Origin of the sequence: Acinetobacter sp. KAM396 (assembly GCF_021602765.1) — a bacterium.
GTDB lineage: Bacteria > Pseudomonadota > Gammaproteobacteria > Pseudomonadales > Moraxellaceae > Acinetobacter > Acinetobacter towneri_A.
On record NZ_BPPH01000007.1, the window covers coordinates 1 to 24,536 of the forward strand.

General features: G+C 43.1%; 18 protein-coding genes, 4 pseudogenes and 1 riboswitch. Of the genes and pseudogenes, 5 read left to right on the plus strand and 17 right to left on the minus strand.

The annotated features are described in order from the left end of the window. Positions 1-143 (plus strand): annotated as a pseudogene (locus tag L6C30_RS05525) (IS4 family transposase); the annotation flags it as partial. Positions 144-208: 65 nt separating this feature from the next. Here the strand turns inward: L6C30_RS05525 and L6C30_RS05530 are convergent. Together L6C30_RS05530 and L6C30_RS05535 are read right to left on the minus strand one after the other, a co-directional pair. Next, positions 209-391, minus strand: a pseudogene (locus tag L6C30_RS05530) (transposase); the annotation flags it as partial. A 61-nt stretch (positions 392-452) separates the two neighbouring features. Then, positions 453-620 (minus strand): annotated as a pseudogene (locus tag L6C30_RS05535) (integrase core domain-containing protein); the annotation flags it as partial. Here L6C30_RS05535 and L6C30_RS05540 point away from each other — a divergent pair. After that, positions 620-748: pseudogene (locus tag L6C30_RS05540) on the plus strand (VF530 family DNA-binding protein); the annotation flags it as partial. The pseudogenes L6C30_RS05535 and L6C30_RS05540 overlap by 1 nt on opposite strands. Positions 749-1,092: 344 nt before the next feature. Here the strand turns inward: L6C30_RS05540 and acs are convergent. Continuing rightward, positions 1,093-3,036 carry an acetate--CoA ligase gene (gene acs / locus L6C30_RS05545; protein ID WP_236162536.1) on the minus strand — a complete coding sequence of 648 codons (1,944 nt, stop codon included), beginning with the start codon at positions 3,034-3,036 and terminating at the stop codon, positions 1,093-1,095. Between the two features lie 470 nt (positions 3,037-3,506). Here acs and L6C30_RS05550 point away from each other — a divergent pair, with 470 nt between their 5' ends. After that, complete coding sequence (locus tag L6C30_RS05550; protein WP_019837097.1) at positions 3,507-4,493, plus strand: mechanosensitive ion channel family protein; 987 nt, start codon at positions 3,507-3,509, stop codon at positions 4,491-4,493. On the opposite strand, the gene L6C30_RS05555 is transcribed toward L6C30_RS05550, so the two are convergent. The 5 genes from L6C30_RS05555 to prfB all read right to left on the minus strand — a co-directional run bounded on the left by L6C30_RS05555 (position 4,467) and on the right by prfB (position 9,202). Continuing rightward, a complete protein-coding gene (locus L6C30_RS05555; RefSeq protein ID WP_019837096.1) occupies positions 4,467-5,180 on the minus strand; it encodes a 16S rRNA (uracil(1498)-N(3))-methyltransferase in 714 nt (237 codons plus the stop codon). The genes L6C30_RS05550 and L6C30_RS05555 overlap by 27 nt on opposite strands. A 2-nt stretch (positions 5,181-5,182) precedes the next feature. Beyond that, positions 5,183-6,463, minus strand: a complete 1,281-nt coding sequence (locus L6C30_RS05560) for a 3-deoxy-D-manno-octulosonic acid transferase (RefSeq protein ID WP_236162537.1) — start codon at positions 6,461-6,463, stop codon at positions 5,183-5,185. An 85-nt stretch (positions 6,464-6,548) separates the two neighbouring features. After that, a complete protein-coding gene (locus L6C30_RS05565; protein WP_236162538.1) occupies positions 6,549-7,628 on the minus strand; it encodes an alkene reductase in 1,080 nt (359 codons plus the stop codon). Positions 7,629-7,648: 20 nt separating this feature from the next. Beyond that, the gene (locus tag L6C30_RS05570) at positions 7,649-7,948 is read right to left on the minus strand and encodes a helix-turn-helix transcriptional regulator (protein ID WP_236162576.1); all 300 of its coding nucleotides are present in this window, start codon (positions 7,946-7,948) and stop codon (positions 7,649-7,651) included. Positions 7,949-8,106: 158 nt separating this feature from the next. Beyond that, positions 8,107-9,202, minus strand: a protein-coding gene (gene prfB / locus L6C30_RS05575) for a peptide chain release factor 2 (protein ID WP_096901669.1) whose coding sequence is annotated in 2 segments (ribosomal slippage) — positions 8,107-9,129 and positions 9,131-9,202 — 1,095 coding nt in all. Because the reading frame shifts where the segments join, the coding sequence is not laid out codon by codon here. Between the two features lie 572 nt (positions 9,203-9,774). On the opposite strand from prfB, the gene L6C30_RS05580 reads away from it, so the two are divergent. Further along, positions 9,775-10,551, plus strand: coding sequence for a putative porin (locus L6C30_RS05580; protein ID WP_004974263.1), 777 nt, complete (start codon positions 9,775-9,777; stop codon positions 10,549-10,551). Between the two features lie 173 nt (positions 10,552-10,724). Next, a complete protein-coding gene (locus tag L6C30_RS05585) occupies positions 10,725-11,480 on the plus strand; it encodes a putative porin (protein ID WP_236162539.1) in 756 nt (251 codons plus the stop codon). Between the two features lie 49 nt (positions 11,481-11,529). Here L6C30_RS05585 and recJ read toward each other — a convergent pair whose 3' ends face one another. The 9 genes from recJ to aceE form a co-directional block, all read right to left on the minus strand. After that, complete coding sequence (gene recJ / locus L6C30_RS05590) at positions 11,530-13,239, minus strand: single-stranded-DNA-specific exonuclease RecJ (RefSeq protein WP_236162540.1); 1,710 nt, start codon at positions 13,237-13,239, stop codon at positions 11,530-11,532. Between the two features lie 13 nt (positions 13,240-13,252). After that, complete coding sequence (gene pdxH / locus L6C30_RS05595; protein ID WP_236162541.1) at positions 13,253-13,909, minus strand: pyridoxamine 5'-phosphate oxidase; 657 nt, start codon at positions 13,907-13,909, stop codon at positions 13,253-13,255. Positions 13,910-13,921: 12 nt separating this feature from the next. Beyond that, on the minus strand, positions 13,922-15,253 hold the full coding sequence (gene glmM / locus L6C30_RS05600) for a phosphoglucosamine mutase (protein WP_236162542.1): 1,332 nt from the start codon (positions 15,251-15,253) through the stop codon (positions 13,922-13,924). Between the two features lie 119 nt (positions 15,254-15,372). Beyond that, entirely contained in the window at positions 15,373-16,839 is a 1,467-nt protein-coding gene (gene guaB / locus L6C30_RS05605; protein ID WP_019837088.1) for an IMP dehydrogenase, read from the minus strand. Positions 16,840-17,166: 327 nt separating this feature from the next. Continuing rightward, the gene (locus L6C30_RS05610; RefSeq protein ID WP_074964477.1) at positions 17,167-17,532 is read right to left on the minus strand and encodes a YkgJ family cysteine cluster protein; all 366 of its coding nucleotides are present in this window, start codon (positions 17,530-17,532) and stop codon (positions 17,167-17,169) included. A 106-nt stretch (positions 17,533-17,638) separates the two neighbouring features. Next, complete coding sequence (locus tag L6C30_RS05615) at positions 17,639-18,436, minus strand: MBL fold metallo-hydrolase (RefSeq protein ID WP_236162543.1); 798 nt, start codon at positions 18,434-18,436, stop codon at positions 17,639-17,641. Between the two features lie 185 nt (positions 18,437-18,621). Continuing rightward, positions 18,622-19,197, minus strand: a complete 576-nt coding sequence (locus L6C30_RS05620) for a TMEM165/GDT1 family protein (RefSeq protein ID WP_070155881.1) — start codon at positions 19,195-19,197, stop codon at positions 18,622-18,624. Positions 19,198-19,269: 72 nt separating this feature from the next. After that, positions 19,270-19,429, minus strand: a riboswitch (yybP-ykoY riboswitch). A gap of 99 nt (positions 19,430-19,528) precedes the next feature. Further along, the gene (locus L6C30_RS05625; RefSeq protein WP_019837084.1) at positions 19,529-21,511 is read right to left on the minus strand and encodes a 2-oxo acid dehydrogenase subunit E2; all 1,983 of its coding nucleotides are present in this window, start codon (positions 21,509-21,511) and stop codon (positions 19,529-19,531) included. Positions 21,512-21,513: 2 nt separating this feature from the next. Next, on the minus strand, positions 21,514-24,216 hold the full coding sequence (gene aceE / locus L6C30_RS05630; protein WP_236162544.1) for a pyruvate dehydrogenase (acetyl-transferring), homodimeric type: 2,703 nt from the start codon (positions 24,214-24,216) through the stop codon (positions 21,514-21,516). Positions 24,217-24,536: the final 320 nt, after the last annotated feature.

Sequence of the window (24,536 nt, forward strand, 5' to 3'; positions counted from 1 at the left end):
TCTCAATGAGTTTATTTCGCTATGGTTTAGACTATGTTCAAATGGCGATTCAGCGTTTAATTGGTTTTGGGAAAAAAGAAGAGTTTAAGGAAATTTTGGCAATTTTAAGAAAGCAGAATCCTGATAGGATAAGGGTTCTGTGAAATTTGTCGTGTACAGAGGAAAATAAAGATAATGTGTTTAATTTCTCATATTATAAGCGGCGGATTCAAGCGGCAAGTGCAACAGTATAAAAACCAGCCATAACTTCACTCGGTGTATACCAACCTAGTGTTTTTCTAGGACGATGGTTGAGTGCAAATTCTATCTGCTCTATTTGTTCGTTTGACACGCCATCAAACGATGATGATTTTGGCAGATATTGACGGATTAAACCATTCGTATTTTCATTTTGAACCGTACCGGGTTTGTCGGAGACTTTTTTATTTTTGTCGGAGACTTTTTTATTTAAGTTAAGCCACCTGACCTAACGGGTTAATCTTATCATAGTACATTGCTTCAAACTCAAAAGGCGACACATAACCCAGTGCACTGTGTACACGCTTTTTATTGAACCAATCTACCCAGTTTAGTGTCGCAAGTTGTACATCTGCTAAACCTTGCCAATCTGCTTTTAAATAGATGTTTTTGCATAGACCCAAGTGTTAAATCATCATTACGATTCTTGCGTACCATACCATGGGCACGTGAAAAAGTAGAAAGCTTATATTTGTACGTCTTACGCCAAAAGGCCAAACAGAAACCGTAGCCTCAGGCAACACCCCTCTCATCATAAAATTATACCAGTCAGTAAAATACCTTTAGATTAAGCATATGTATGTTGGTTATTATTGTTGATTATCACAATAAATTAGTGACCAAAAATAAAAGTACCCCACCCCATCTTAAATTACGTCACACAAAATAAAAACTCTATATAACTGTTATATATAGAGTTTATTAACGTACCAATTGTGTTATTTAGTGTATTTTATGTCGGTGACTCTTGCCAAGGTTGGGGTCGCGAGTTCGAGTCTCGTTTCCCGCTCCAAAATTTTAAAAGCCCTCATCGAAAGATGGGGGCTTTTTTATTGATTTTGAATAGTTAAAAACCTACCGCTCCCCATACACCGTTGCAATCAATTGCTCCACCACTTGCGGCTCAGCCAAAGTAGATGTGTCACCTAAACTATCCAATTCATTCGCTGCAATTTTCCGCAAAATACGGCGCATGATTTTACCTGAACGGGTTTTGGGTAAAGCAGGTGCCCAATGCAGCGCATCAGGTGTTGCCACAGGCCCCAAAATTTTGCGTACCCAGTTGACTAATTCTTCACGCAACTCCTCTGACTCAGGTGTACCAACTTGCAAGGTTACAAAGGTGCAAATCCCCTGTCCTTTAATCTCATGGGGCATACCCACCACTGCCGCTTCAGCCACAGCTTCATGTGCCACCAAGGCACTTTCAATTTCTGCGGTACCTAAACGGTGCCCCGAAATATTCAAGACATCATCCACACGCCCTGTAATCCAGTAATAGCCATCTTCATCACGGCGTGCACCATCTCCTGTAAAATACGCACCCGGATAGGTCGAAAAATACGCTTCAATAAAACGTGCAGGGTCGCCCCAAATACCGCGCATTTGCGCTGGCCATGAATCTTTCATAATTAAATTGCCTTCGGTCGCGCCTTCCAGTTCATTACCTTCGGCATCGACAATTGCGGGTTGTACCCCAAATAAAGGGCGCGTCGCCGAACCGGGTTTCAGTGGCGTTGCACCTGGCAATGCTGAAATTAATATGCCCCCTGTTTCGGTTTGCCACCATGTATCTACAATTGGGCAACGTCCTTCACCTACCACGTTGTAATACCAGTTCCATGCTTCAGGATTAATCGGCTCACCGACTGAACCGAGTAAACGCAAACTGCTACGGTAACTCTCACGTACAAAACGATCTCCCTCTCGCATCATGGCGCGAATGGCAGTCGGCGCGGTATATAGAATGGTGATGTTGTGTTTATCGACAATATGCCCTGTGCGCGCCCAACTTGGATAGTTCGGCACCCCTTCAAACATCACGGTTGATGTACCATTCGACAATGGCCCGTATAAGACATAAGAATGCCCTGTAATCCAGCCTACATCAGCGGTACACCAAAACACATCATCCTGTTTCAGGTCAAAAACCTCCCTAAACGTGCTATTCACATAGGTCAAATAACCCCCTGTAGTATGCAAAACGCCTTTGGGTTTTCCTGTCGAACCCGAAGTATATAAAATGAATAATGGGTCTTCGGCATTCATCGGCTCGGGTGGGCAGATGTCATTGACCGACATAATTTCCATGTGATACCACACGTCGCGTTCGGGCAGCATCTCAATCGGATTGCCTGTACGATGCACCACAATCACATTTTGCACACAGTCAGTACCTGCTACTTTTAGGGCAGCATCGACATTGGCTTTTAAATAAATTGGCTTACCACCACGCATGGCCGAGTCGGCAGTGACAATTAACTTGGCCTGACAATCTTCAATTCGGCTAGCCAAAGCATCGGGAGAAAAACCACCAAAAACCACACAATGCACTGCACCAATCCGCGCGCAGGCCAGCATGGCAATCGCAGCTTCGGAGACCATCGGCATGTACAGCACCACCCGATCACCTTTTTGCACCCCGTTCTTTTTCAGCACGTTGGCAAAACGACAGGTTTCATCATGCAAAGAAGCAAAAGAAACCACTTTATGCCGAGATGGATGATCTCCTTCCCAAATTATTGCAGGTTTATGCGGATGTTCTTTTAAATGGCGATCTAAGCAATTGGCACTGACATTCAGTTGCCCATCCACAAACCATTCAATTTTAAAATTCTCAGGGTCAAAGCTGGTATTTTTGACTTGGGTAAAAGGTTTAATCCAATCTAAGCGTTGGGCCTGCTCTGCCCAATAAGTTTCAGGGTCATCTATAGATTGTTGATAGCGTTGAAAATATTCTGCCTCAGTGGTGCGGGCAGTCTTTTTAAATTCATCTGGAACAGGATATACGTCTTTCATCTGCTACTTCCTTGATGTTCTCGCATCTCATCACGAGATGTATGCCACGTTATTGATTATTATTTCTGCATATTCACAGTATGAACTTTCTTTTTTATGGCCCACCATTCGGCTTTAGTCGCATAAATTTTATATAAAAAAAAGCATGCCAAAGCGTTGATCAAATGCCATGTTCTTGCATTCATACTTTTCAGGTTTTCATTCCACTGTACTGCACATTGCATTATTTTTAAACAAAATATCGTCCAATAATCATGAGTATTAACATTTTTTTACGCAGCTAATCATTCATACCTGCGACCCTGTCTTAAAGATAAAACCACATACAACTATCAGTTTAAGTGCTACAAAATAGTGTGCTCATCACATCTACCCAAGTTGTCTAAAATACTCGCAAGTAAGCATTGCTGCATTAACCAAATTGAGTTTTTCAGGCAAAATACTCGCTTCATTTTGAATTCGGAATTATCGTGGCAGAATCCAAACCCTCACTCAGTGAAGTTTCTGAAAATACCAGTCAGCTGTTGCATGAGGCCACTGAAAAAACTACGCAAACCGTGATCAATCATACAGCCAAGTACAATGACGCCTATTCAACCATCGACAAAATTATGGAAGGATTTTGGGAGCGTGTGCCGTATTTGATAATTGCAGCCGTAGTGCTGTTTGTATTTTGGCTGCTTGCTCGCGTGTTCAAATGGTCTATCCGTAAGACCCTAAACAATCGTTCCTATACCCGACAAAATCTGGTTTTGGTGCTGAATCGGGTTGGTAGTTCCGCTATTATTTTCTTTGGCTTTCTGATTGCGATGGTAATTGCGATTCCAGGATTCACCCCTAGCCAACTCATGAGTGCCTTGGGTCTAGGCTCTGTTGCAATTGGTTTTGCTTTTAAAGATATTTTCCAGAATTTATTATCGGGCGTGCTGATTTTGATTGGTGAGCCATTTAAAATTGGTGATGACATTATCGTAAATAATATGGAAGGTACGGTAGAAGATATTCAGATTCGTGCCACCTTCCTGCGCTCTCCCGATGGACGTCGCATCGTGATTCCAAATGCGACAGTGTATACCAGTGCCGTGACGGTCAATACGGCTTATACCCGTCGTCGTTGCGAGTTTGTGGTCGGTATTGGTTATGAAGATGACGTACAAAAAGCCAAAGATATTATTTTGGCCATTTTAGACCGTGACATAAAAATCTTGAGCCAACCTGCATTTAGCGTCAATGTCACTGCCTTGGCCGATTTTTCGATTAATTTAAATGTGCGTTGGTGGGTAAATACGACGGAAACCACCACTTCAGCATCCATCAGTGAAGTGCAAGAACGGGTAATTGCCGCTTTTGCCGAACATCACATTTCGATTCCTTATCCTGTGCAGGAAGTGAAAGTTTATCGTGGTGATGCAGCAGTCAATGAAGATGATTCAGCCCGCACTAAACAAACGCCCTAAAACATAAGCAATCACAGTTTCAGTACGAATAATACGGTTGCCCAAGTGCCGCGCTTGGCAGCCGTTTTTTTCGAGCAAATCAATTTCGTAGGGAATAAATCCACCTTCTGGGCCAATCACAATACTGCATGGATGTTGGATGGCATGTGGCATAGCTTGATCGGTATAAGGATGCGCCACATAAGCAGAACAATCGGCAGAAATCAAACCGGGCAAAACATCTTCCACAAAGGGTTTAAAGCGTTTATAAAGCTGAATCTCAGGTGCAATGGTATCGCCTGCTTGTTCCAAACCCAAAGTTACATATTGATCGAGTTGTTGCAAAAATGGTGTTTGCCAATAGCTTTTATCGACCCGATAGCTGTGCAGCAAAATAATTTTTTCCACACCTAGCGTCACGCTATCCATAATTAAACGACGCAATACTTTAGGGCGTGGTAAAGCCACAATCAGGGTCACAGGCAGTTTTTTTGGGACAGCTTCTTCACGCAGAGCTTTGACTTGAATCCGCTGCTCACTGACTTCCACCACTTCGGTCAAATAACGCTTGCCACCGCGAATCCCGACTTTCAAGGTATCACCCACTTGTATACCGACATGCGTATGCAAATGCTGTACTTGGCGCTGGGCGCTAATAGACCACACTTCATTTGGACCCTGTCGCGGGTCAAGCAAAACGATATTCATTTTTAAAGATACTGATTAATCACGTGAATATGCTCAGTTAAAGAGCCACGATTTTTATACATAATCACTTGAGCATTTTGATTCAGCTGTGCACGTAACGCAGGTTCAAACAACAATTGCGTTAACGTATTTACAGCTTGTTCAGCATTTTCGACCACATACACAGCTTCTGCTGCAACAAACTCATCCACAATACTTTGGAAATTAAAATAATTTTTACCCAATACCGTGGCGACACTTAAGGCCAAAGGCTCTAAAATATTATGACCGCCACCAGGTTCATTCAGCGAGCCGCCGACATAACACGCCTGACTCAAGGCGTACCATAACCACATTTCACCCATACTATCGGCTAAATACACCTGTGTGTCAGGTTGAATCACTTCGGCCAAACTACGACGCTGCATATTGAGTTGCAGTTTTTGTACCTGCACAGCCACTTCATCAAAACGCTCTGGATGACGCGGGACAACAATACATAACAGTTCAGGATGCTCTGCAAAATAAGGTTTCAGTGCAGTCAATAATTGCTGTTCTTCTGGTGCATGGGTACTGGCAAGGGTAATAATTTTGCGATGTGCCAATTGCCATGTCTGTTGCAACTGCACGGCTTGCTCTACAAAATCTTCTGGGGCACGAATATCAAATTTAATATTACCCACCACCTTTGTACGCTCGCTAGGCATCCCCAATGCAATAAAACGCTGCTGTGTGGTAAGGTCTTGCGCCAAAAGTTGCTGTAAATTTTGAAGCATGCCACGTGTCAATCCTTTAACTTTGGCATAGCCTTTGGCGGATTTTTCCGAAAGCCGTGCATTAATTAACAAACACGGGACTTGAAAATGCTGCGCCTGATCAATCAAATTTGGCCACAATTCTGTTTCAACCAATGCCAATAATTTGGGCTGATATTTCTGATAAAACTCACGAATTAGATGCACCTGATCGGCAGGTAAATATACGGCTTGAAATAAATCTAAATACGGTGCTTTTAAAAATAATGATTTGGCACGCGCCTGCCCCGTCTTGGTGGTATTGGTGACTAAAACCGGATGTCCCGCTTTTAAATAATGTTCAATTAAAGGTTGCGCGGCATTGGTTTCTCCTACCGACACCACATGAAACCAAATGGCATGTAAATTTTTAGCGGGCTGAAATGGGCCAAAACGCTCAAGCAGTTCTTGTTGTAATTGCTCAGGATGTTCGGCACGTTTACGAATACGTGACTGATAAATCGGTTTTAACAGCGCCAAGGCTGCGTTATACCATAATGGAGTTGCCAAAAGATGCGCCCTAAAAATGACTGTCGGCAAAATATAACAGAGCCACACGCGCATGTTAATTGCATGTGTGGCGCTATACGGGCTTTTATTCTACAGCGTGTTGTGTTTCAGCCATAGTTGGATAATCGATATAGCCTTCTGCAACAGCAGTGCCAATCATGTTTTCTAGTTTGAGTTCATTTAAAGGTGCATCTACCAATAAACGCTCATACAAGTCTGGATTGGCAATATACGCCCTACCAAAAGCCACCGCATCAGCCTTGCCTGATGCCAACAGCTCAATCGCATCTTCACGACTTAGTTGCATATTGGCAATATAAGGCACTCCACCTGAACGCTCTTTCATATATTCAGAAATACTGTCTTCAGCAAGATATTCACGGGTAAAGAAGAAGGCAATCTTGCGCTTACCCAGCTGCTCCATGGCATAGCCAAATGTTTCACGTGGATCATTGTCGCCCATGTCATGGTCATCACAACGCGGCGCTAAATGCACACCTACACGATCTGCGCCCCATACTTCAATCAGTGCATCAGTTGCTTCTAGCAGGAAACGTGTACGATTTTCCACTGAACCGCCGTATTCATCTTCACGCTGATTGGTTTTGCTTTGCAAGAACTGGTCAATCAGATAACCATTGGCAGCATGTAATTCAACACCATCAAAACCGGCTTCTTTAGCACGAATCGCGGCTTGCTTATATTGCTCGGTAATGGTGTGGATTTCTGCAATTTCTAAGGCACGTGGCAACACATATTCACGTTTAGGACGCAACAAACTGACATAACCTGCTTGTTGTACCGCACTTGCCGATACTGGTGTTGCACCATTGAGTAAATCTGGATGTGAAACACGACCTACATGCCACAGTTGCGCCACAATCAAACCACCTTTGGCATGCACGGCATCGGTAACGAGTTTCCAACCCTGCACTTGAGCATCGGTAAACAATCCTGGAGTATTTAAATAGCCATTGGCTTCTTCAGAAATCACTGTGGCTTCAGAAATAATCAGGCCAGCACTTGCACGTTGCGCATAGTATTCAACCATCATTGGCGTAGGTACACGATCATCGCTGGCACGATTGCGGGTTAAAGGTGCCATCACGACACGGTTTTTAAGATGAAGATCACCCAAAACCAAAGGAGAGTCTAATTCAGCCATTTTTGCCTCTAATCTCACAGTTAAAGTGAGTGTTTTAAATATTCGACGTATTGCTGAATGAGTGCTTCATTACGAGAAAAATATGACCATTGTCCGTATTTTTCTGCACGAATAAGACCTGCCTGTTGCAGTACCGATAAATGATTTGACATGGTCGATTGCGACAGGTTGCCCAAACGCTCAATATGTCCTGCACATACGCCACGCTTAAAGTCGCCACACTCATCGATCGACAAAAATTGTTCTGGTGCTTTTAACCATTCTAAAATTTGCCGACGGGTAGGATTGGCTAAGGCTTTAAAAATTAAATCGACATCCATCATTCAGACACATATTCGTAAATATAAGCCCAATTCAGCAGCTGTCCTTAATATATCGTATTTTTTCGATATTAATATCGTTTTTTTACGATTTATATGAATTTTTTAAGCAACTCAACTGAATTGGGCAGGCTCATTAGGATCTTACAGACCGTAAGTTATAGCCCCTGTTTTAAACTGGCTTCAATAAACTTGTCTAAATCACCATCTAAAACTGCACCTGTATTTGAAGTTTCCACGCCTGTACGCAAGTCTTTAATACGTGAATCATCCAATACATAAGAACGAATTTGGCTGCCCCAACCAATATCAGACTTCGAGTCTTCAAGTGCTTGAGCCGCCTCATTACGTTTACTCATTTCCAATTCATACAGCTTGGCACGTAACTGTTTCCACGCATGGTCACGGTTGGCGTGTTGTGAACGCTGGTTCTGACATGCCACCACAATTCCTGTAGGTGCGTGGGTTAAACGTACCGCAGAGTCAGTTTTGTTAATGTGCTGACCACCCGCACCTGAAGCACGATAAGTATCGGTACGGACATCGGCAGGGTTAATATCAATTTCAATGTTGTCATCCACTTCTGGTGAAACAAACACTGCAGAAAATGACGTATGACGACGGTTACCTGAGTCAAATGGCGATTTACGCACTAAACGATGCACACCCGATTCAGTGCGCAACCAACCATAGGCATATTCGCCTTCAACGCGAATGGTCGCAGATTTAATCCCTGCCACATCACCATCCGATTCTTCCATCAATTCTGCTTTAAAGCCGTGACGTTCAATCCAGCGCATATACATACGCAACAACATCGATGCCCAGTCTTGCGCTTCTGTACCACCCGAACCTGCCTGAATTTCAACATAGCATGGGTTTGGATCCATTGGATTACTGAACATACGGCGGAATTCTAGTTTCGCCAGTTCTTCTTCAGCAGAAGTCAATTCAGACTGCACATCCACCAATAAATCTTCATCATCGGCTTCAACAGCTAAGTCCAACATGGCTTGGGCATCTTCTAACTGTGTCGCCAAACCTTCTAGGACATGAATCACGTTTTCAAGCTCGCCCTTTTCTTTGGCCATGGCTTGCGCACGACTTTGATCATTCCAGATTGCAGGATCTTCTAACTCGCGGAGAACCTCTTCTAAACGCTCTTTTTTCAGATCGTAGTCAAAGATACCCCCGTAGTGTTTGACTACGTTCGTTCAAGTCTTTTAATTGGTTTAGATAAGGATTAATTTCCACGTAAATTCTCTCAATTAACAATGAAGCTTATTAACTGATAATTGTAGCACAGACCTGTTCTGGCATTTCTACCCTGCTGTAAATTCCAGCATAACTTTTCAACTTTTATAGGTTGAATGCTAAATAAGGTTGAAATAAAAATCGCTTTCAACTTTTAAAGTGAGAGTTCAGTGGATATCTAACCTACAAATAACATGCTCGATTAACACTGATGTTTATCTTAATGGCTGATCTATCGCGCTGATGTTTTGCCTGACACATTCAGCTGAATACAAGCCTAAAATTTGTGTATCGCAATGGCTTAAACCCGCCAAAATAAAACAAGGATGAAACAATATTGATTGCTTAATGATCAATCTTGGTGAAATTCACAAAACCTACATAGTTTTAATAAAACAAAACATTTAATTATTTCATTTTTATTTCAATCACTTAAACTCAAAAAATTACACAAACTTACGCTTGAAACAATGCGGTAACTTTCCTGTGATTGACGCTGTTTTATTTTCGCCTAGACTGAAAGTTGTAACAAAAAGTTTAACTGTTAACCAGATTTCAGAGGGGTACTTTCCATGAAAAAATTAGCAATCGCATCAGCCCTACTTTCAGCTTTGGCTATCACTGGTACTGCGAACGCATACCAAGCTGAAATTGGTGCATCAGCAGGACTGATTGATCCAGACAACGGCAGTTCAAGCGGTTCATTCGGTGTAGATGGTACTTATTACTTTAACCCTGTACAAACCCGTAATGCACCTTTGGCAGAAGCAGCTTTCCTTGATCGTGCTAGCAACGTAAATGCCAAATACCAATATGACGAAGTTGGCGACAATGAAGCGCATACTTATGGCGTAGGTGCAGAGTACTTTGTACCGAACTCAGACTTTTACTTAAGTGGTAATGTGAGCGGTCATGACTTGAAAGACAATGATGACCTAAACAATGATTTAACCACCTATGGTGCAGAAGTGGGTTATTTACCAGCACCGGGCTTGTTAATCGCAGCAGGTCTTAAGGGTTGGGATAATGACCGTGATGATGGTGTAGACCCGACTTTACGTGCTAAATACGTAACTACACTTTCGAATGGTAAAGACATTAACCTTGAAGCAGGTGCTGCTTTTGGTGATCTCGATGAATACAATCTGGCAGCAGACTACTTCATTGATAAAACGCTAAGTGTAGGTGTCGATTATTACAGCAACGATATCAACGATAATGATGAGTTTGGTGTGAGTGCACGTAAATTCTTTACCCCACAGGTTAGTCTAGAAGGCCGAGTAGGCTTTGGTGAAGTTGGTAATGCTGACTACAACCGCTTTGGTGTCGCTGCGAAATATCGCTTCTAAGTTTAGTCTAATTCCTCACTCAAATAGCACTCTTCTTCGGAAGGGTGCTTTTTTATGCCCCCCAAATAAACAGTTAGGTAGAAATAGTGCATTGACTGTATGTTTATTTTCCGTACAATCAGCAACAACTGTAACAAAACAGTCATATTTCTACAACAGAGGGAATCTCAATAATGTTAAAAAAACTTGCGCTTGCAACTGCTCTTCTTGCTGGTTTAAGTACTGCTCATGCATATCAAGCTGAAATTGGTGGATCACTTTTAGTGATTGATCCTGATTATGAAAATGCAGATACTTCTACAGGTTTTGCACTTGATGGGACTTTTTACTTTAATCCAGTTCAAGTGAAGAACTCACCATTAAATGAAGCTGCCTTTTTAAATCGTGCAAGCAACGTTAATGCCGCTATTAGTTATATTGATTTTGATGTAGCCGAAAGCACAACTTTTGGTATTGGTGTTGAATATTTCGTTCCAAATACGGATTTTTATTTAAGTGCTGGTATTGGTCAGACAACAATTGAAGAAGATGGTTTTGAGGATTTTGACACAACAAGTTATACAGCTGAGGTAGGTTACCTTCCAGTTTCAGGTTTACTCATTGCAGCGGGTATTGCTGGTTTTGATAACGATGATACTGATGATTCTGATGCGACTTTACGTGCCAAATACGTTACTCAAGTCGGTGCATATGACATGAACTTTGAGGGTGGTGTTGTTTTTGCTGATGATGAAATTTTCACCCTAGGTACTGATCTATATCTCGACAAAACATTTAGCATTGGCCTCGGTTATACCGATGACGGTGAAGATGATACCTTCCAAATTCGTGCTAAAAAATTCTTCAATCAACAAGTCAGCCTAGAAGGCTCTATTAACTTTGAAGAAAATGCAAATGTCTTCGGTCTTCGTGCTGCTTATCGCTTCTAATCCCTCACATTAAAAGCAAAAAAATCCGCTCAAATTTGAGCGGATTTTGTTATTTAGATTGCTCCAAATGCACAATATGCAACTGTAAACTCACATTGCCATTAAAAACATTGCGCTCTAATTCATAAACCAAACGTACATCATCCAACATCGGGTTAAATTCAAATTTATCTTTGGCGCCAAACGCAATCGCATCAACCACTTGTCCATTATCCAATGCCAAACGCAATTTTAAATGACTGTCCTTCAACCATCTAAAATCCACCACTTTAAAACGCCCTTCAAATACAGGTTGTGGAAATTTATGTCCCCACGGTGCCAAATGCTGCAGCATCTCTACCGTGTGTAAATGAAAAGCCTCTGGTGGCAATTCACCATCTGTCCACAGTACGGCATGAAACAGCTCAGCATCCATCTGCGCAATTAGCTGTTCAAACACCTGTTTAAATTCTGCAAAATGAACCTTTTTAATGGTCAAGCCTGCGGCTGCAGCATGCCCACCAAAATGACTAACCAAGTGTGGATATTGCTCTGCCACCAATTCAATGCTGTCACGAATGTGAATGCCTTCTATGGAACGGGCCGAGCCTTTAATATGTTCACCATCTTCATCGGCAGCAAACACGATTGCAGGCCTGTGAAACTGTTCTTTTAAGCGACCCGCAACAATGCCTATCACGCCTTGATGCCAATGTTCTTCAAACAAGACCAATGCATGCGGTAAATCAGTTGTATGCAATTGCAGCTTTTCCAGTTCAGCCAGCGCATCCTGTTTAATTTGTCCTTCAACTTGACGACGTTCCTGGTTCAGGCTATTTAACTGACGTGCCAAAGCATAAGCAGTTTGCATATCTGCTGCCAATAAACATTCAATCCCAATATCCATGGTTTCCATGCGCCCTGCAGCATTAATACGTGGCCCCAAGACAAAGCCCAAATCTTGTGCTTTAAGCTGTGCGGGTTCACGTCCTGCCAAATCCAGCAATGCACTAATCCCCGGACGGCATAAATTCTGCTGTATCCGTTTTAAGCCTGCATCCACCAAAATACGGTTGTTATAATCTAGACTGGCGACATCGGCATAGGTCCCCAAAGCCACCAAATCTAAATATTGAGTCAAATTTGCAGCAGATTTGCCCTGTTTTTTTCGTTGACTGGATAAGTTCGCCAACACATAAAATGCCACGCCCACACCTGCCAAGGCTTTACTTGGGAAATCACAACCCAATTGATTCGGATTGACCACAGCCTCTGCATTTGGGGTGGCTTTTGTGGTGAGATGGTGATCAGTAATAATGACCTGCATCCCCAAAGCTTGCGCACGTTCCACGCCTGCATGACTGGAAATGCCGTTATCTACCGTAATTAATACATCAGACGTATAACGCCCAAAAGCCAAATCGGCAATGGCGGGGGTTAAGCCATAACCATATTTAAAACGGTCAGGTACTAAATACTGCACCTGTGCGCCCATTTCACGCAACGCCAAAACCATAAGTGTGGTACTGGTCGCGCCATCGGCATCGTAATCGCCCACAATCACTATTTTTTTCTGCTGATCAATCGCTTGATCCATCAGCTGAATGGCGTCAGGTAGACCTTTCATATTTGGGGCAAGCAAATGCTTCAGTTTAAGTTCTAGCTCCTGCTCAGACGCAACGCCACGGCGTGCTAAAATTTGGGCAACAAATGTAGAGACGCCCTGAAAGTTTTCAGGGCGTGTAAGTAAAGGTCTTTGTTTTATTAGAATTTTTGACATAATTTCCGGTCATTTAAGGCATCAAGCGTTGTAGTTTCCACTCACCTTCAATTTTTTCATAAGCTAAGCGGTCATGCAAACGGTTCGGACGACCTTGCCAAAATTCGTAATAATCAGGCTGCAAGCGGTAACCGCCCCAAAATATAGGTTTTTGCAATTCAGATTGATCGCCCACCTGGGCATGCAAGTCTTGAAAACGCGCCTGTAATTCTTCGCGGTTGGCAATCACACCACTTTGTGGGGTACTGATATGCGCAGCAATCTGATTGTCACGCGGGCGTTTGTGATAATACGCAGTCGATTCTTGCTCATCAATTTTTTCGACATGACCGCTGACACGAATCTGGCGTTCCAGTTCAGGCCAGTAAAACAACAATTCAGCATAAGGATTGGCAGCTAAATCTAACCCTTTTTGACTGTCATAATTGGTATAAAAGTCATAACCTGCTTTGCTAGCTCCGCGCAGCAACACGGTACGCACATGCGGACGACCTTGCGCATTGGCAGTTGCCAATGACATCGCATAGGGTTCGTGTAGCTTAGCTTCTAAGGCATGGTTAAACCAATTCAAAAACTGAATATGCGGATTGGCACTAACCTGTGCTTCTAGCAATTCGCCTTTTTGGTAACTTAAACGCAGCTCACTTAAATCTTTAATTAAATCACTCATGATTTGCCCCCTTTAGACTGCATGACGACGTACAGCTGCTGCTAAATCTTTTGCCAATGCCTGCACTTCAGCCAAATCATCACCTTCCACCATGACACGAATCACAGGTTCAGTGCCCGATTTACGAATTAATAAGCGTCCACGACCTTTCAGCTGCTCCGTGGCACGATCAAACTCTGCAACCAAAGCAGGAACAGTATAAGGGTCAAACATATTCTCTAAGCGTACATTTTCTAGCACGTTTGGTAACAGTTTAAAATCTGCCACCAATTCATGCAGGGCTTTGTTTTGTTCTACCATCACCGTTAACACTTGTAAGGCAGCAATAATTGCATCCCCTGTAGTGCTCTTATCCAAAGTCAAAATATGCCCCGATGGCTCACCACCAATCACCCACCCATTTTCTTCCAAACCTTGTAGCACGTATCGGTCACCAACATTGGCACGCAGTAACGGTACTTGGGCTTTTTCCAACGCCAATTCCAGTGCCATATTACTCATTAGCGTCCCCACAATACCTGCAGGTTTTTTTGAGCCTTGTGTGGCAAGAATATATAAAATATGGTCGCCATCAATTTGCTTGCCTTGACTGTCGACCAAAATCACACGGTCTGCATCACCATCAAATGCAACACCCAAATCCGCCTGATGCTCAAGCACTGCTTTTTGTAAACTTTCAGGATGGGTTGAGCCACAATTTTCGTTGATGTTTAAACCATTCGGCTCATTATGAATAGCAATCACTTTCGCGCCTAATTCACGAAATACTGCAGGGCCCACATTGTAGGCAGCACCATTGGCGCAATCGACCACCATGGTGAGATCATTTAAATCTAAATGATATGGAAAGGTCGATTTACAAAACTCGATATAACGCCCATTGGCATCTTTGACACGCACACTTTTACCCAAGTTGGCCGTATCTTCAATTTTTAATTCTTGCTGCAATTCTTGGTTAATTTCTTCTTGCAAGGCATCTGGCAGCTTTTTCCCTTCGCCCGAGAAGAATTTAATCCCGTTATCAAAATATGGATTATGCGATGCTGAAATCACAATACCTAAACTGGCATGCAAGGCACGGGTTAAATGCGCAATGGCGGGCGTCGGCAATGGACCAAGCAAATGCACATAGACACCTGCGGCATTTAAACCTGCCTGTAGTGCTGCTTCTAAAATATAGCCTGAAAGACGTGTATCTTTACCCAATACCACAATCGGTTTATTTTTTTTGGTGTGCTTTTTTAAAACTTTACCTGCTGCAAAACCGAGTTTTAATGCAAATTCAGGTGTAATTGGTAACTCTCCAAACTTCCCTCGAATGCCGTCTGTACCAAAATAACTCATATTGTTCTCACTTCTTAGGGGTGATCTTTATCATCACTTTTTACTGCGAGTTACTTTACACCATAAATGAAAAAGCCGTCACATTGATGACGGCTTTTATTTGAAAACTCTACTAAATATTAACCAACGCGATAGTTTGGCGCTTCTTTGGTGATCGTCACATCATGCACGTGAGATTCCTGCATACCTGCTGCCGTAATTTTCACGAATTTAGCATTTTGGCGTAGGTCTTCAATAGTTGAAGAACCTGTATAACCCATTGATGAACGTAAACCACCCATCATCTGATGCACGATGTTGCCCATTGGGCCTTTGTATGGTACGCGACCTTCAATGCCTTCTGGTACAAGTTTTTCTGCACCTGCTTTCGAGTCTTGGAAATAACGATCTGCAGAACCCGTTGCACCGGCCATTGCACCCAATGAACCCATACCTCGGTATGCTTTGTAGTAACGACCTTGGAAGAATTCAACTTCGCCCGGTGCTTCTTCAGTACCTGCAAGCAATGAACCGACCATAATCGTACTTGCACCAGCACCAATTGCTTTGGCCATATCACCAGAGAAACGAATACCACCATCGGCAATTAATGGAATCTGTTCTTTTAATGCATTGGCAACAACGTCAATTGCCGAGATTTGCGGCATACCAATACCTGCCACAATACGTGTGGTACAAATTGAACCTGGGCCAATCCCCACTTTCACTGCGTCTGCACCTGCATCTAACAATGCCAAAGCAGCATCGCCAGTTGCAATGTTACCGCCAATTACTTGAACTTGCGGATAGTTGGCTTTTACCCAACGTACACGCTCAATTACGCCTGCAGAGTGACCGTGTGCAGTATCGACTACAATCGCATCGACACCTGCTTCAACCAATGCTTCTACACGGCTTGGTGTTTCTGCGCCTGTACCCACTGCAGCACCCACACGTAAACGACCTAAGTCATCTTTACAGCTGTTTGGATACAATTCTGCTTTGCGGAAGTCTGTGACCGTAATTAAGCCTTTTAATTCTTGCTGGTCATTCACCACCAAGACTTTTTCAATACGATGCTGTTGCAATAAAGCTTGAATATTTTCTTTAGATTCGTCTTCGCGTACTGTCACTAAACGATCTTGTCCTGTCATGATGTTGCTAACAGGTTGTTCAAGGTTGGTTTCAAAACGTGTATCACGCCCTGTCACAATACCCACAACTTTACCATCTTTTACTACAGGTACACCGCTAATATTGTTGGCTTGGGTCAACGCAATCAATTCACGTACTGTCGTTTCAGGCGTTACGGTAATCGGGTCTTTCACCATACCCGCTTCAAATTTTTTCACACGGCGCACTTCGGCTGCTTGCGCAACGATGTCCATGTTTTTATGCAAAATACCAATACCACCGTTTTGCGCCATCGCAATTGCCATACGAGATTCAGTCACCGTATCCATTGCTGCTGAAACAAGCGGAATATTCAGGTCAATGCCGCGGGTAAAACGTGTCTTTAGGGAGACATCTTTTGGGAGGACAGTAGAATAGGCAGGGAGTAATAAGACATCATCGAAGGTTAACGCTTCTTGAACGATGGTCAGCATAACAGTCTCACTGGTAATTTCCGTGAGCCATTATAAACAAATCTAGGCACAAATTTCATTTATTCTCTAAGAAATATTTTTTATTCTACCTTTTGGGGGATGCTGCACGAAAACAAGGCAATTTTCATCTATCTAAAAAATGAGGTTTTCACGCCTAATTTACTTTTTAGCCCCGTAGATTTAAAAAATTGTGATGTTTCGTTTTTCAGCCAGACAAACTGTTCCAATCTGAAGCATAATTTGGCTATCTATCCCCAATTAGTCACAAAAAAAGCAAAGCCACAGCCTTGCTTCACTCTAGATTGCCATCAACAGCTGACTTGACAATTAAACGACTTGATCGAAGTCATCATCATTCACAGATATAGCTGGATCAACCTGCACAAATGGAATCATGTTATGCGCACGACGTGCTTTATTGCATTGATCATCGGCAATTTGTACTTCTTTACAAGAGCTGCTGCGTAATTCATAAATCCCGCAGCTCACTTTCTGTCCAACCTCACCCTCTAAAGCAACACAACGCGGCTGACTCTGATTGGTACCACACATGCATGAATAGACTGCTGTAACTGGTTCCGTGTAGTGCTCAGGCATATTTATGCCTTCGGCCCAATAGAATGAAACACGAAAATAAGCGCAACACGCGCCGCAGCTTAAGCAGGCATCTGCTGTAGGTACTTGAGACAACATTCGTTAAGTTCTCGTCATCAAAAAAATCGTTTTTGGGCGAAAATCTTAAAAAAAGTTGTTTTTGCACTCAAGTTTTTTTTACAGTTTTTTCAGCTTTTTTTGTTGCTTATTCGGGGTAGCTAAACACGTGCTCATCCATCAAATCGACGCCACATTCCAATGTTTCAATCCAGTCTAGGAATTGATTCACCTGTTCTTTGCCCACAAATGGGGTACCGTGTTGTGGCACAATCATTTCAACGTCCATAGTGCGTACCATATTCACCCAGAGGCGAATCACTTTATTAGAACACATATAGCGCTGATGGAAGCCTTTCATAGCAGGAATATGCGCAGCAAAATCAGTCAATGGAATTGAAGCATCTTCCACCATTGACGCACCCATATCGCCAGAAAATAAAATTTTGGCAATAGGATCATAAAACTGGAAATTACCGACAGAATGCAAGAAGTGCGCAGGCACAGCAATAATTTTAGACTCACCCAAATGAATCGCCTGTCCTTCATCTGGCAGCTCCACCAAACGATCTAGCCAGTCGCCTTTCATACGATCACTCATAAAAGATGAGCTTAAGTGCGGCAAGAAACGCGCCCACAATTTTGATGCTACGATTTTTGCTTCGGTATAGACCAACCAACGCGGCATTGAAGTGATGATGTCTGGGTCTTGGTGCGATGCCATGACATAATCAAGATTGGTCAAACGGGTATATTTGTTTAATTCCATGGTCAGTGGCACATAGGTCAGGTCGCCACCTGGGTCTAGCACCGCAGCACGATTATTATCAATAATCAAAAATTGGTTGGCCTGAACACCTTCACCTTTGACCAAACTGGTAAAACTAATACATTTGTGTGTCCCATTATCAAATAAGACCTGCGATATTGTACGGTCAAATGCCATAACCAAACCCCAATTTTTTCATTTTAAAAATACATTTACTATGACTGAATAACATATAGCTATTTATGGAAAGTTACAATAAATAAAATAGCTTGGATTATCTGAAATATCAGTAAATTGCAGCTCGACAGACATAAATAAATCCCAAGCAACTCGCTCGGGATTTATGCATTTTAATAAATTATTTAGAATAAATAATGTTGCGCCAAAGTCGACAAACCAATAACCAAGAAAATCAGTGCACCAATTTTATGAATTAAAGCAATTGGCAATCGGGTCGCTAATTTATTGCCAATAAACACCGCAGGTGCATTGGCCAGCATCATCCCCAAAGTAGTTCCAAGCATGACCCAAAACACGCTGTCATAACGTGCTGCTAAAGCCACTGTGGCAATTTGAGTTTTATCGCCAATTTCTGCCAAAAAGAACAACACAAAGGTCGCGCCAAATACCCCGTATTTTTGCCATTTGTTAATGCTTTCAGTTTCATCATCCAATTGGTCTGGAATAAGCATCCAAATCGCCATGCCAATAAAACCTAAAGATAAAATCCACAATAAAATTTCAGGACTAAGTACCGTGGTAATCCACTGCCCCAAAACTGCAGAAAGTCCGTGATTAATGAGTGTTGCCAGTAAAATAGCAACCAAGATTGGAGCAGGTTTACGAAAACGTGCCGCGAGTAATAAAGCCAGTAGTTGGGTTTTATCACCCATTTCGGCTAAGGCGACAATGGCAGTCGAGATGAGGAATTCATACATGATGTTTTTCTCTGGCTAGCACACATACCAATGACCTATCCCTCCTGCTAGCCAAAATCTGCAGAGTGATAAATCAAAGGTCTTGCCAACAAAAGAAAGCTTGATAAAGCTGACTTGGTTCTTTGCTATGATGACCATGTTCTGTGGAACAAATATGTTGACCATCACCTTTTTACTACATTCAGTTGAAACAGAAATGAGTAAAAAGCGGCTACTCCCCAATGAAGTAAAGTTATTCTAAACGGAATACTGCAGTTAAGCAAATTTAGCCGAATAACAGCACTGACAAAAAAACCCTGCTGCAGCAGGGTTTTATAAAGCTTTGCTGAATTTAGAGCAGCAAGCTACGAATATCTGCCAACAATTGGGTCAATTTGTGGGTAAAACGTGCTGCATCTGCGCCATTAATTACCCGATGGTCATACGACAATGACAACGGCAACATCAAACGCGGATCAAAACCTTCACCATTCCAAACAGGCTGCATGGTCGCTGGTGAAATACCCAAAATTGCAACCTGCGGCCAATTCACTAATGGAGTAAATGCCGTACCGCCAATCGAACCTAAACTGGTGATGGTAAAGTTTGCACCTTGTAGATCCTTAGGCGATAACTTTTTATCACGTGCTTTTTGGCTGAGCTCGCCCAGTTCAATCGCAATTTGTTTAATCGATTTCTGATCTGGATTGCGTAGCACAGGCACGGTTAAACCATCAGGGGTTGCTACGGCTATGCCCATGTGGATTTCTTTACGCAGCAGCACAGACTTTTGATCGTCTGCCAAATGCGCAGCGAAATACGGCTCATCTTTCAGCAAATGCGCTACAGCTTTGGCAATGAACGCCAAAATGGTCAGGCTGACACCTTCTTTTTTGAAGTTGGCTTTCAATTCACCGCGCCACGCTTCTAGCTCGGTAATATCGGCCAAATCAAATTGCGTAACTTGTGGGATGTAATTGTTCAGGGACAATTGCGGAATTGACACTTGCTGTAAACGGGTCAAACTTTTTTCTTCCACACCACCAAATGCACTAAAGTCAGGCAGCTTTGGCAAACCTGTAACTTGCTGCGTGGCGGCAGCGACAGAAGCAGTCTGCGGCGCAGTAAGACGTGCTTTGACATAAGCCTTCAAGTCTTCTTTGAGTACACGAGCATGTGGGCCAGTAGGCTTCACCTCGGCTAAAACAACACCTAATTCACGCGCAAGTTTACGCACAGCGGGGCCTGCATAGACTTTTGCATTGGCTTCATGTTGTGCCTTACTCAGTTTGTCTACATTCGTATGCAGACTTGCTGCAACCGTCGTGGTTTGTGCTGTAGATTCAGCACTGACTGCTGGCGATGTACTTGGCGTAGAAACAACTTGATCTGCTGCAACTGCTGTTGGTCTAGCTGCGCCTGCAGTTACTATCGTCACTAAGGCATTGCCCTGCGCAACACTTTGCCCTAATTCCACGTGGATGGCTTGAATCACACCTGCGGTAGTACTTGGCACTTCAACCGTGGCTTTGTCTGACTCCACCACAATTAAACTTTGGTCCACTGCAACTCTATCGCCCACTTGTACCAAAATTTCTGCCACTGTGGCTTTATCGACCCCTAAATCAGGTACAGCCACTTCAACCTGAGTTGATGCTGCGGTTTGTGGTGCCGATGCAGTTGCTGCGCTCACTGTTGCAGCAGCCGCTTCTACTGGTGCTGATTGAGGTGTTTCCACCTGTGTGACTGCGCCAGATGTGGCAGTTTTCACTTTCAGAATCACCACACCTTCTTTTACGGTATCACCCTTATTGATTTGGATGGCAGTGACTGTACCCGACACCGTACTCGGCACTTCTACTGTGGCTTTGTCCGACTCCACCACAATAATGCTTTGATCAACATCAATCGCATCGCCGACTTGTACTAAAATTTCCCCAACAACGGCTTTTTCCACGCCAATGTCAGGTATTTGCACATCTACTTCTTGCGCAGTGTTTGATGTCGCTGAGTTTGGCGCTGCAGCGATCGACGCTTCGGCATCTTCCTTCGGTGCAGCATCTACTTCGGCTTGCGGTGCAGCCACTTCTGTAGCAGCTGCGGTTTGAGCATCTGTTTCTAACTCAATCAGCACTGCACCTTCAGTCACTTCATCGCCTTGTTGTACCAAAATACTTTTCACTACCCCTGCAGCAGTGCTTGGTACTTCAACAGAAGCTTTGTCTGATTCCAACAGAACAATGCTGTCATCGACTGCAATCGTGTCACCCACTTTGACAAGAATATCTGCAACAGTCGCTTTATCGACACCAATATCAGGCGTTTGAATTTGCATGATCAGTGCTCCTCTTTGTAGTCAGCAACCGCTTGTACTTCAGGAACCGCTTGCGGCGCCCACGCGACAGGACGATCGGTATCTAACTCAAATGTCGAAATTGCATCTTTGACTAAGCGTGCATCGACTTCGCCTTCATCAGCCAGTTTTTTCAAGGTTGCTACCACAATGTGTGCAGCATCGACCCCAAAGTAGCTACGCAAGTTACCACGGGTATCGGAACGACCATAACCATCGGTACCCAAGGCAACAAATGGGCGATTGTCTGGCAAGTAAGCTCGAATTTGCTCGCTATAGACGCGCATGTGATCGGTTGCAGACACTACAATGCCATCTTTGCCACGTAACTGTTGTGAAATCCAAGGCTCTTTGCTTTCTTGAGCCAAAGGATGCAAACGGTTGTACTCTTCACACGCCATACCATCACGCGCCAATTCGTTAAAACTGGTCACACTGTAGACATTCGAGTGAATTTGGTACTCTTCACGCAAGATTTTTGACGCTTTAATGACTTCACGCAGAATTACACCTGAACCCAACAATTGAACCGTGGCTTTTTCATCTTCCTGTAGTAAATACATACCGCGCTTAATGCCTTCTTCCACACCTTGCGGCATTTCAGGATGCTCGTAGTTTTCATTCATGAGAGTGAGGTAATAGAATACGCGCTCCTGATTGACATACATGCGCTGTAAACCATCATGTACAATCACGGCAAGCTCATAACCAAAACATGGGTCATAGGACACACAGTTTGGAATGGTATTGGCTAAAATATGCGAGTGACCATCTTGGTGTTGTAAACCTTCACCATTGAGTGTGGTACGTCCTGCAGTGGCCCCCAACAAGAAACCTTGCGCCTGCGCATCACCTGCCGCCCATGCAATATCGCCAATACGCTGGAAACCAAACATGGAATAATACATATACATTGGAATCATAGGCAAGTTATTGGTTGAATAACTGGTACCTAAAGCTGCCCAAGCACTCATTGCACCGGCTTCATTAATACCTTCTTGCAGCATGTGACCGTCTTTGGCTTCACGATAATGCATCAACTGTTCTTGGTCTTCAGGAGTGTATTTTTGCCCATGTGCGGCATAAATACCCAATTGACGGAACATGCCTTCTAAACCAAAAGTACGTGCTTCATCAGGTACAATAGGTACCACGCGGTCTTTAATGGCTTTTTCTTTGAGCAAGGCTGAAATCAAACGCACCATCACCATAGTGGTCGATTGCTCTTTTCCACCTGAACCCGCCAACACTGAATCAAAAACTGATAATTCAGGAATTTGTAAAGCTTCGCTGTCTTTACGGCGCGCAGGCAAATAACCACCCAACGCTTCACGACGCGCTTTCATATATTTTAATTCAGGCGAGTTTTCACTTGGACGATAGAACGGCACTTCTTCAAGTTGCTCATCGCTGAATGGCAAGTTAAAGCGGTCACGCACATATTTTAAGGAATCCAACTGCATTTTTTTGATTTGGTGGGTTTTGTTTACCGCTTCAATTTCATCCGACAAACCATAGCCTTTGACAGTTTTGGCTAAAATGACCGTTGGCTGACCTTTGGCCTTACATGCTTCAGCATACGCCGCAAACACTTTATACGGATCGTGACCACCACGGTTCAGGTTATCAATATCTTCATCGCTTAAATCTTTGATCAATTCTTTGGCTTCAGGATATTTACCAAAGAATTTCTCACGGGCGTATGCACCGCCTTTCACTTGTAAACGCTGATAATCACCATCGACCGCTTCTTCCATGATGGCTCTTAATGCACCTGTATCGTCTTTGTCCAATAAAGCATCCCAATGACGCCCCCAAACCACTTTAATTACGCGCCAACCTGCGCCACGGAATAACGACTCAAGTTCCTGAATGATTTTACCGTTACCTCGTACAGGCCCATCTAAACGCTGTAAGTTACAGTTGACCACCCAAATCAGGTTATCTAGCTTTTCACGACCTGCCAGTGAAATCGCCCCCAGACTTTCTGGCTCATCCATTTCACCATCGCCCAGAAATGCCCAGACTTTACGGTCTTCTTCTTTAATCAAACCGCGGTTCATTAAATATTTTTGAATATGCGCCTGATAAATTGACATGATTGGACCTAGACCCATCGATACTGTTGGGAACTGCCAATAGTCAGGCATTAAATAAGGATGTGGATAGCTAGGTAAACCGTTACCGCCCACTTCGCGGCGGAAATTATTCAATTGATCTTCTGTTAAACGCCCTTCTAAAAATGAACGAGCATAAATACCTGGTGCACAATGACCTTGATAGTAGATCATGTCACCACCAAAGTGATCGCTATTGGCACGGAAGAAATGGTTAAAACCAACATCATATAATGTTGCTGAAGATGCGAAACTTGCAAGGTGACCGCCTAAATCATCACCTGTTTTATTGGCACGTAACACCATTGCCAACGCATTCCAGCGAATCAAGGCCCGAATACGGCGCTCGATATCTGGATCGCCAGGCATAGCAGGTTGTTCTTCCACTGAAATAGTATTGAGGTAGGGAGTATTTAAGCGCTGAATGGGTACATGCTTTGCGATTGCACGTTGGTACAATTTTTCGAGTAAAAATGCTGCCCGTTCAGTACCCATATGTTGTAACACAGCATCAAAGGCATCTTGCCATTCTTGGGTTTCTTGTGAGTCCGTATCACCGTAAAACGCCATAATTCACTATTCCTAAGCCTAATCATATGCTTTATATGTATCATAATTTAAACTTTAGTAGATATGGCTAATCTTAAATGCGTATCCTTCATACTATTTAGAAAATAAATAGTGATTGACACTTTCTTACATCAAATAACAAAAAACCGCCAATTTAGGCGGTTTTTTATACAATAAAGCAGATACTGCGTGTTATTATTTTTATGTGAATAAGTTGAAGTCTGAAAAGCTTAACTGGATTTTGCTGGTTGTACTAGTTGTACTATAAAAAGTGCAAACTTGAGTATAAAGAAAAGCGACCTTTGCCGCTTTAATTTCAT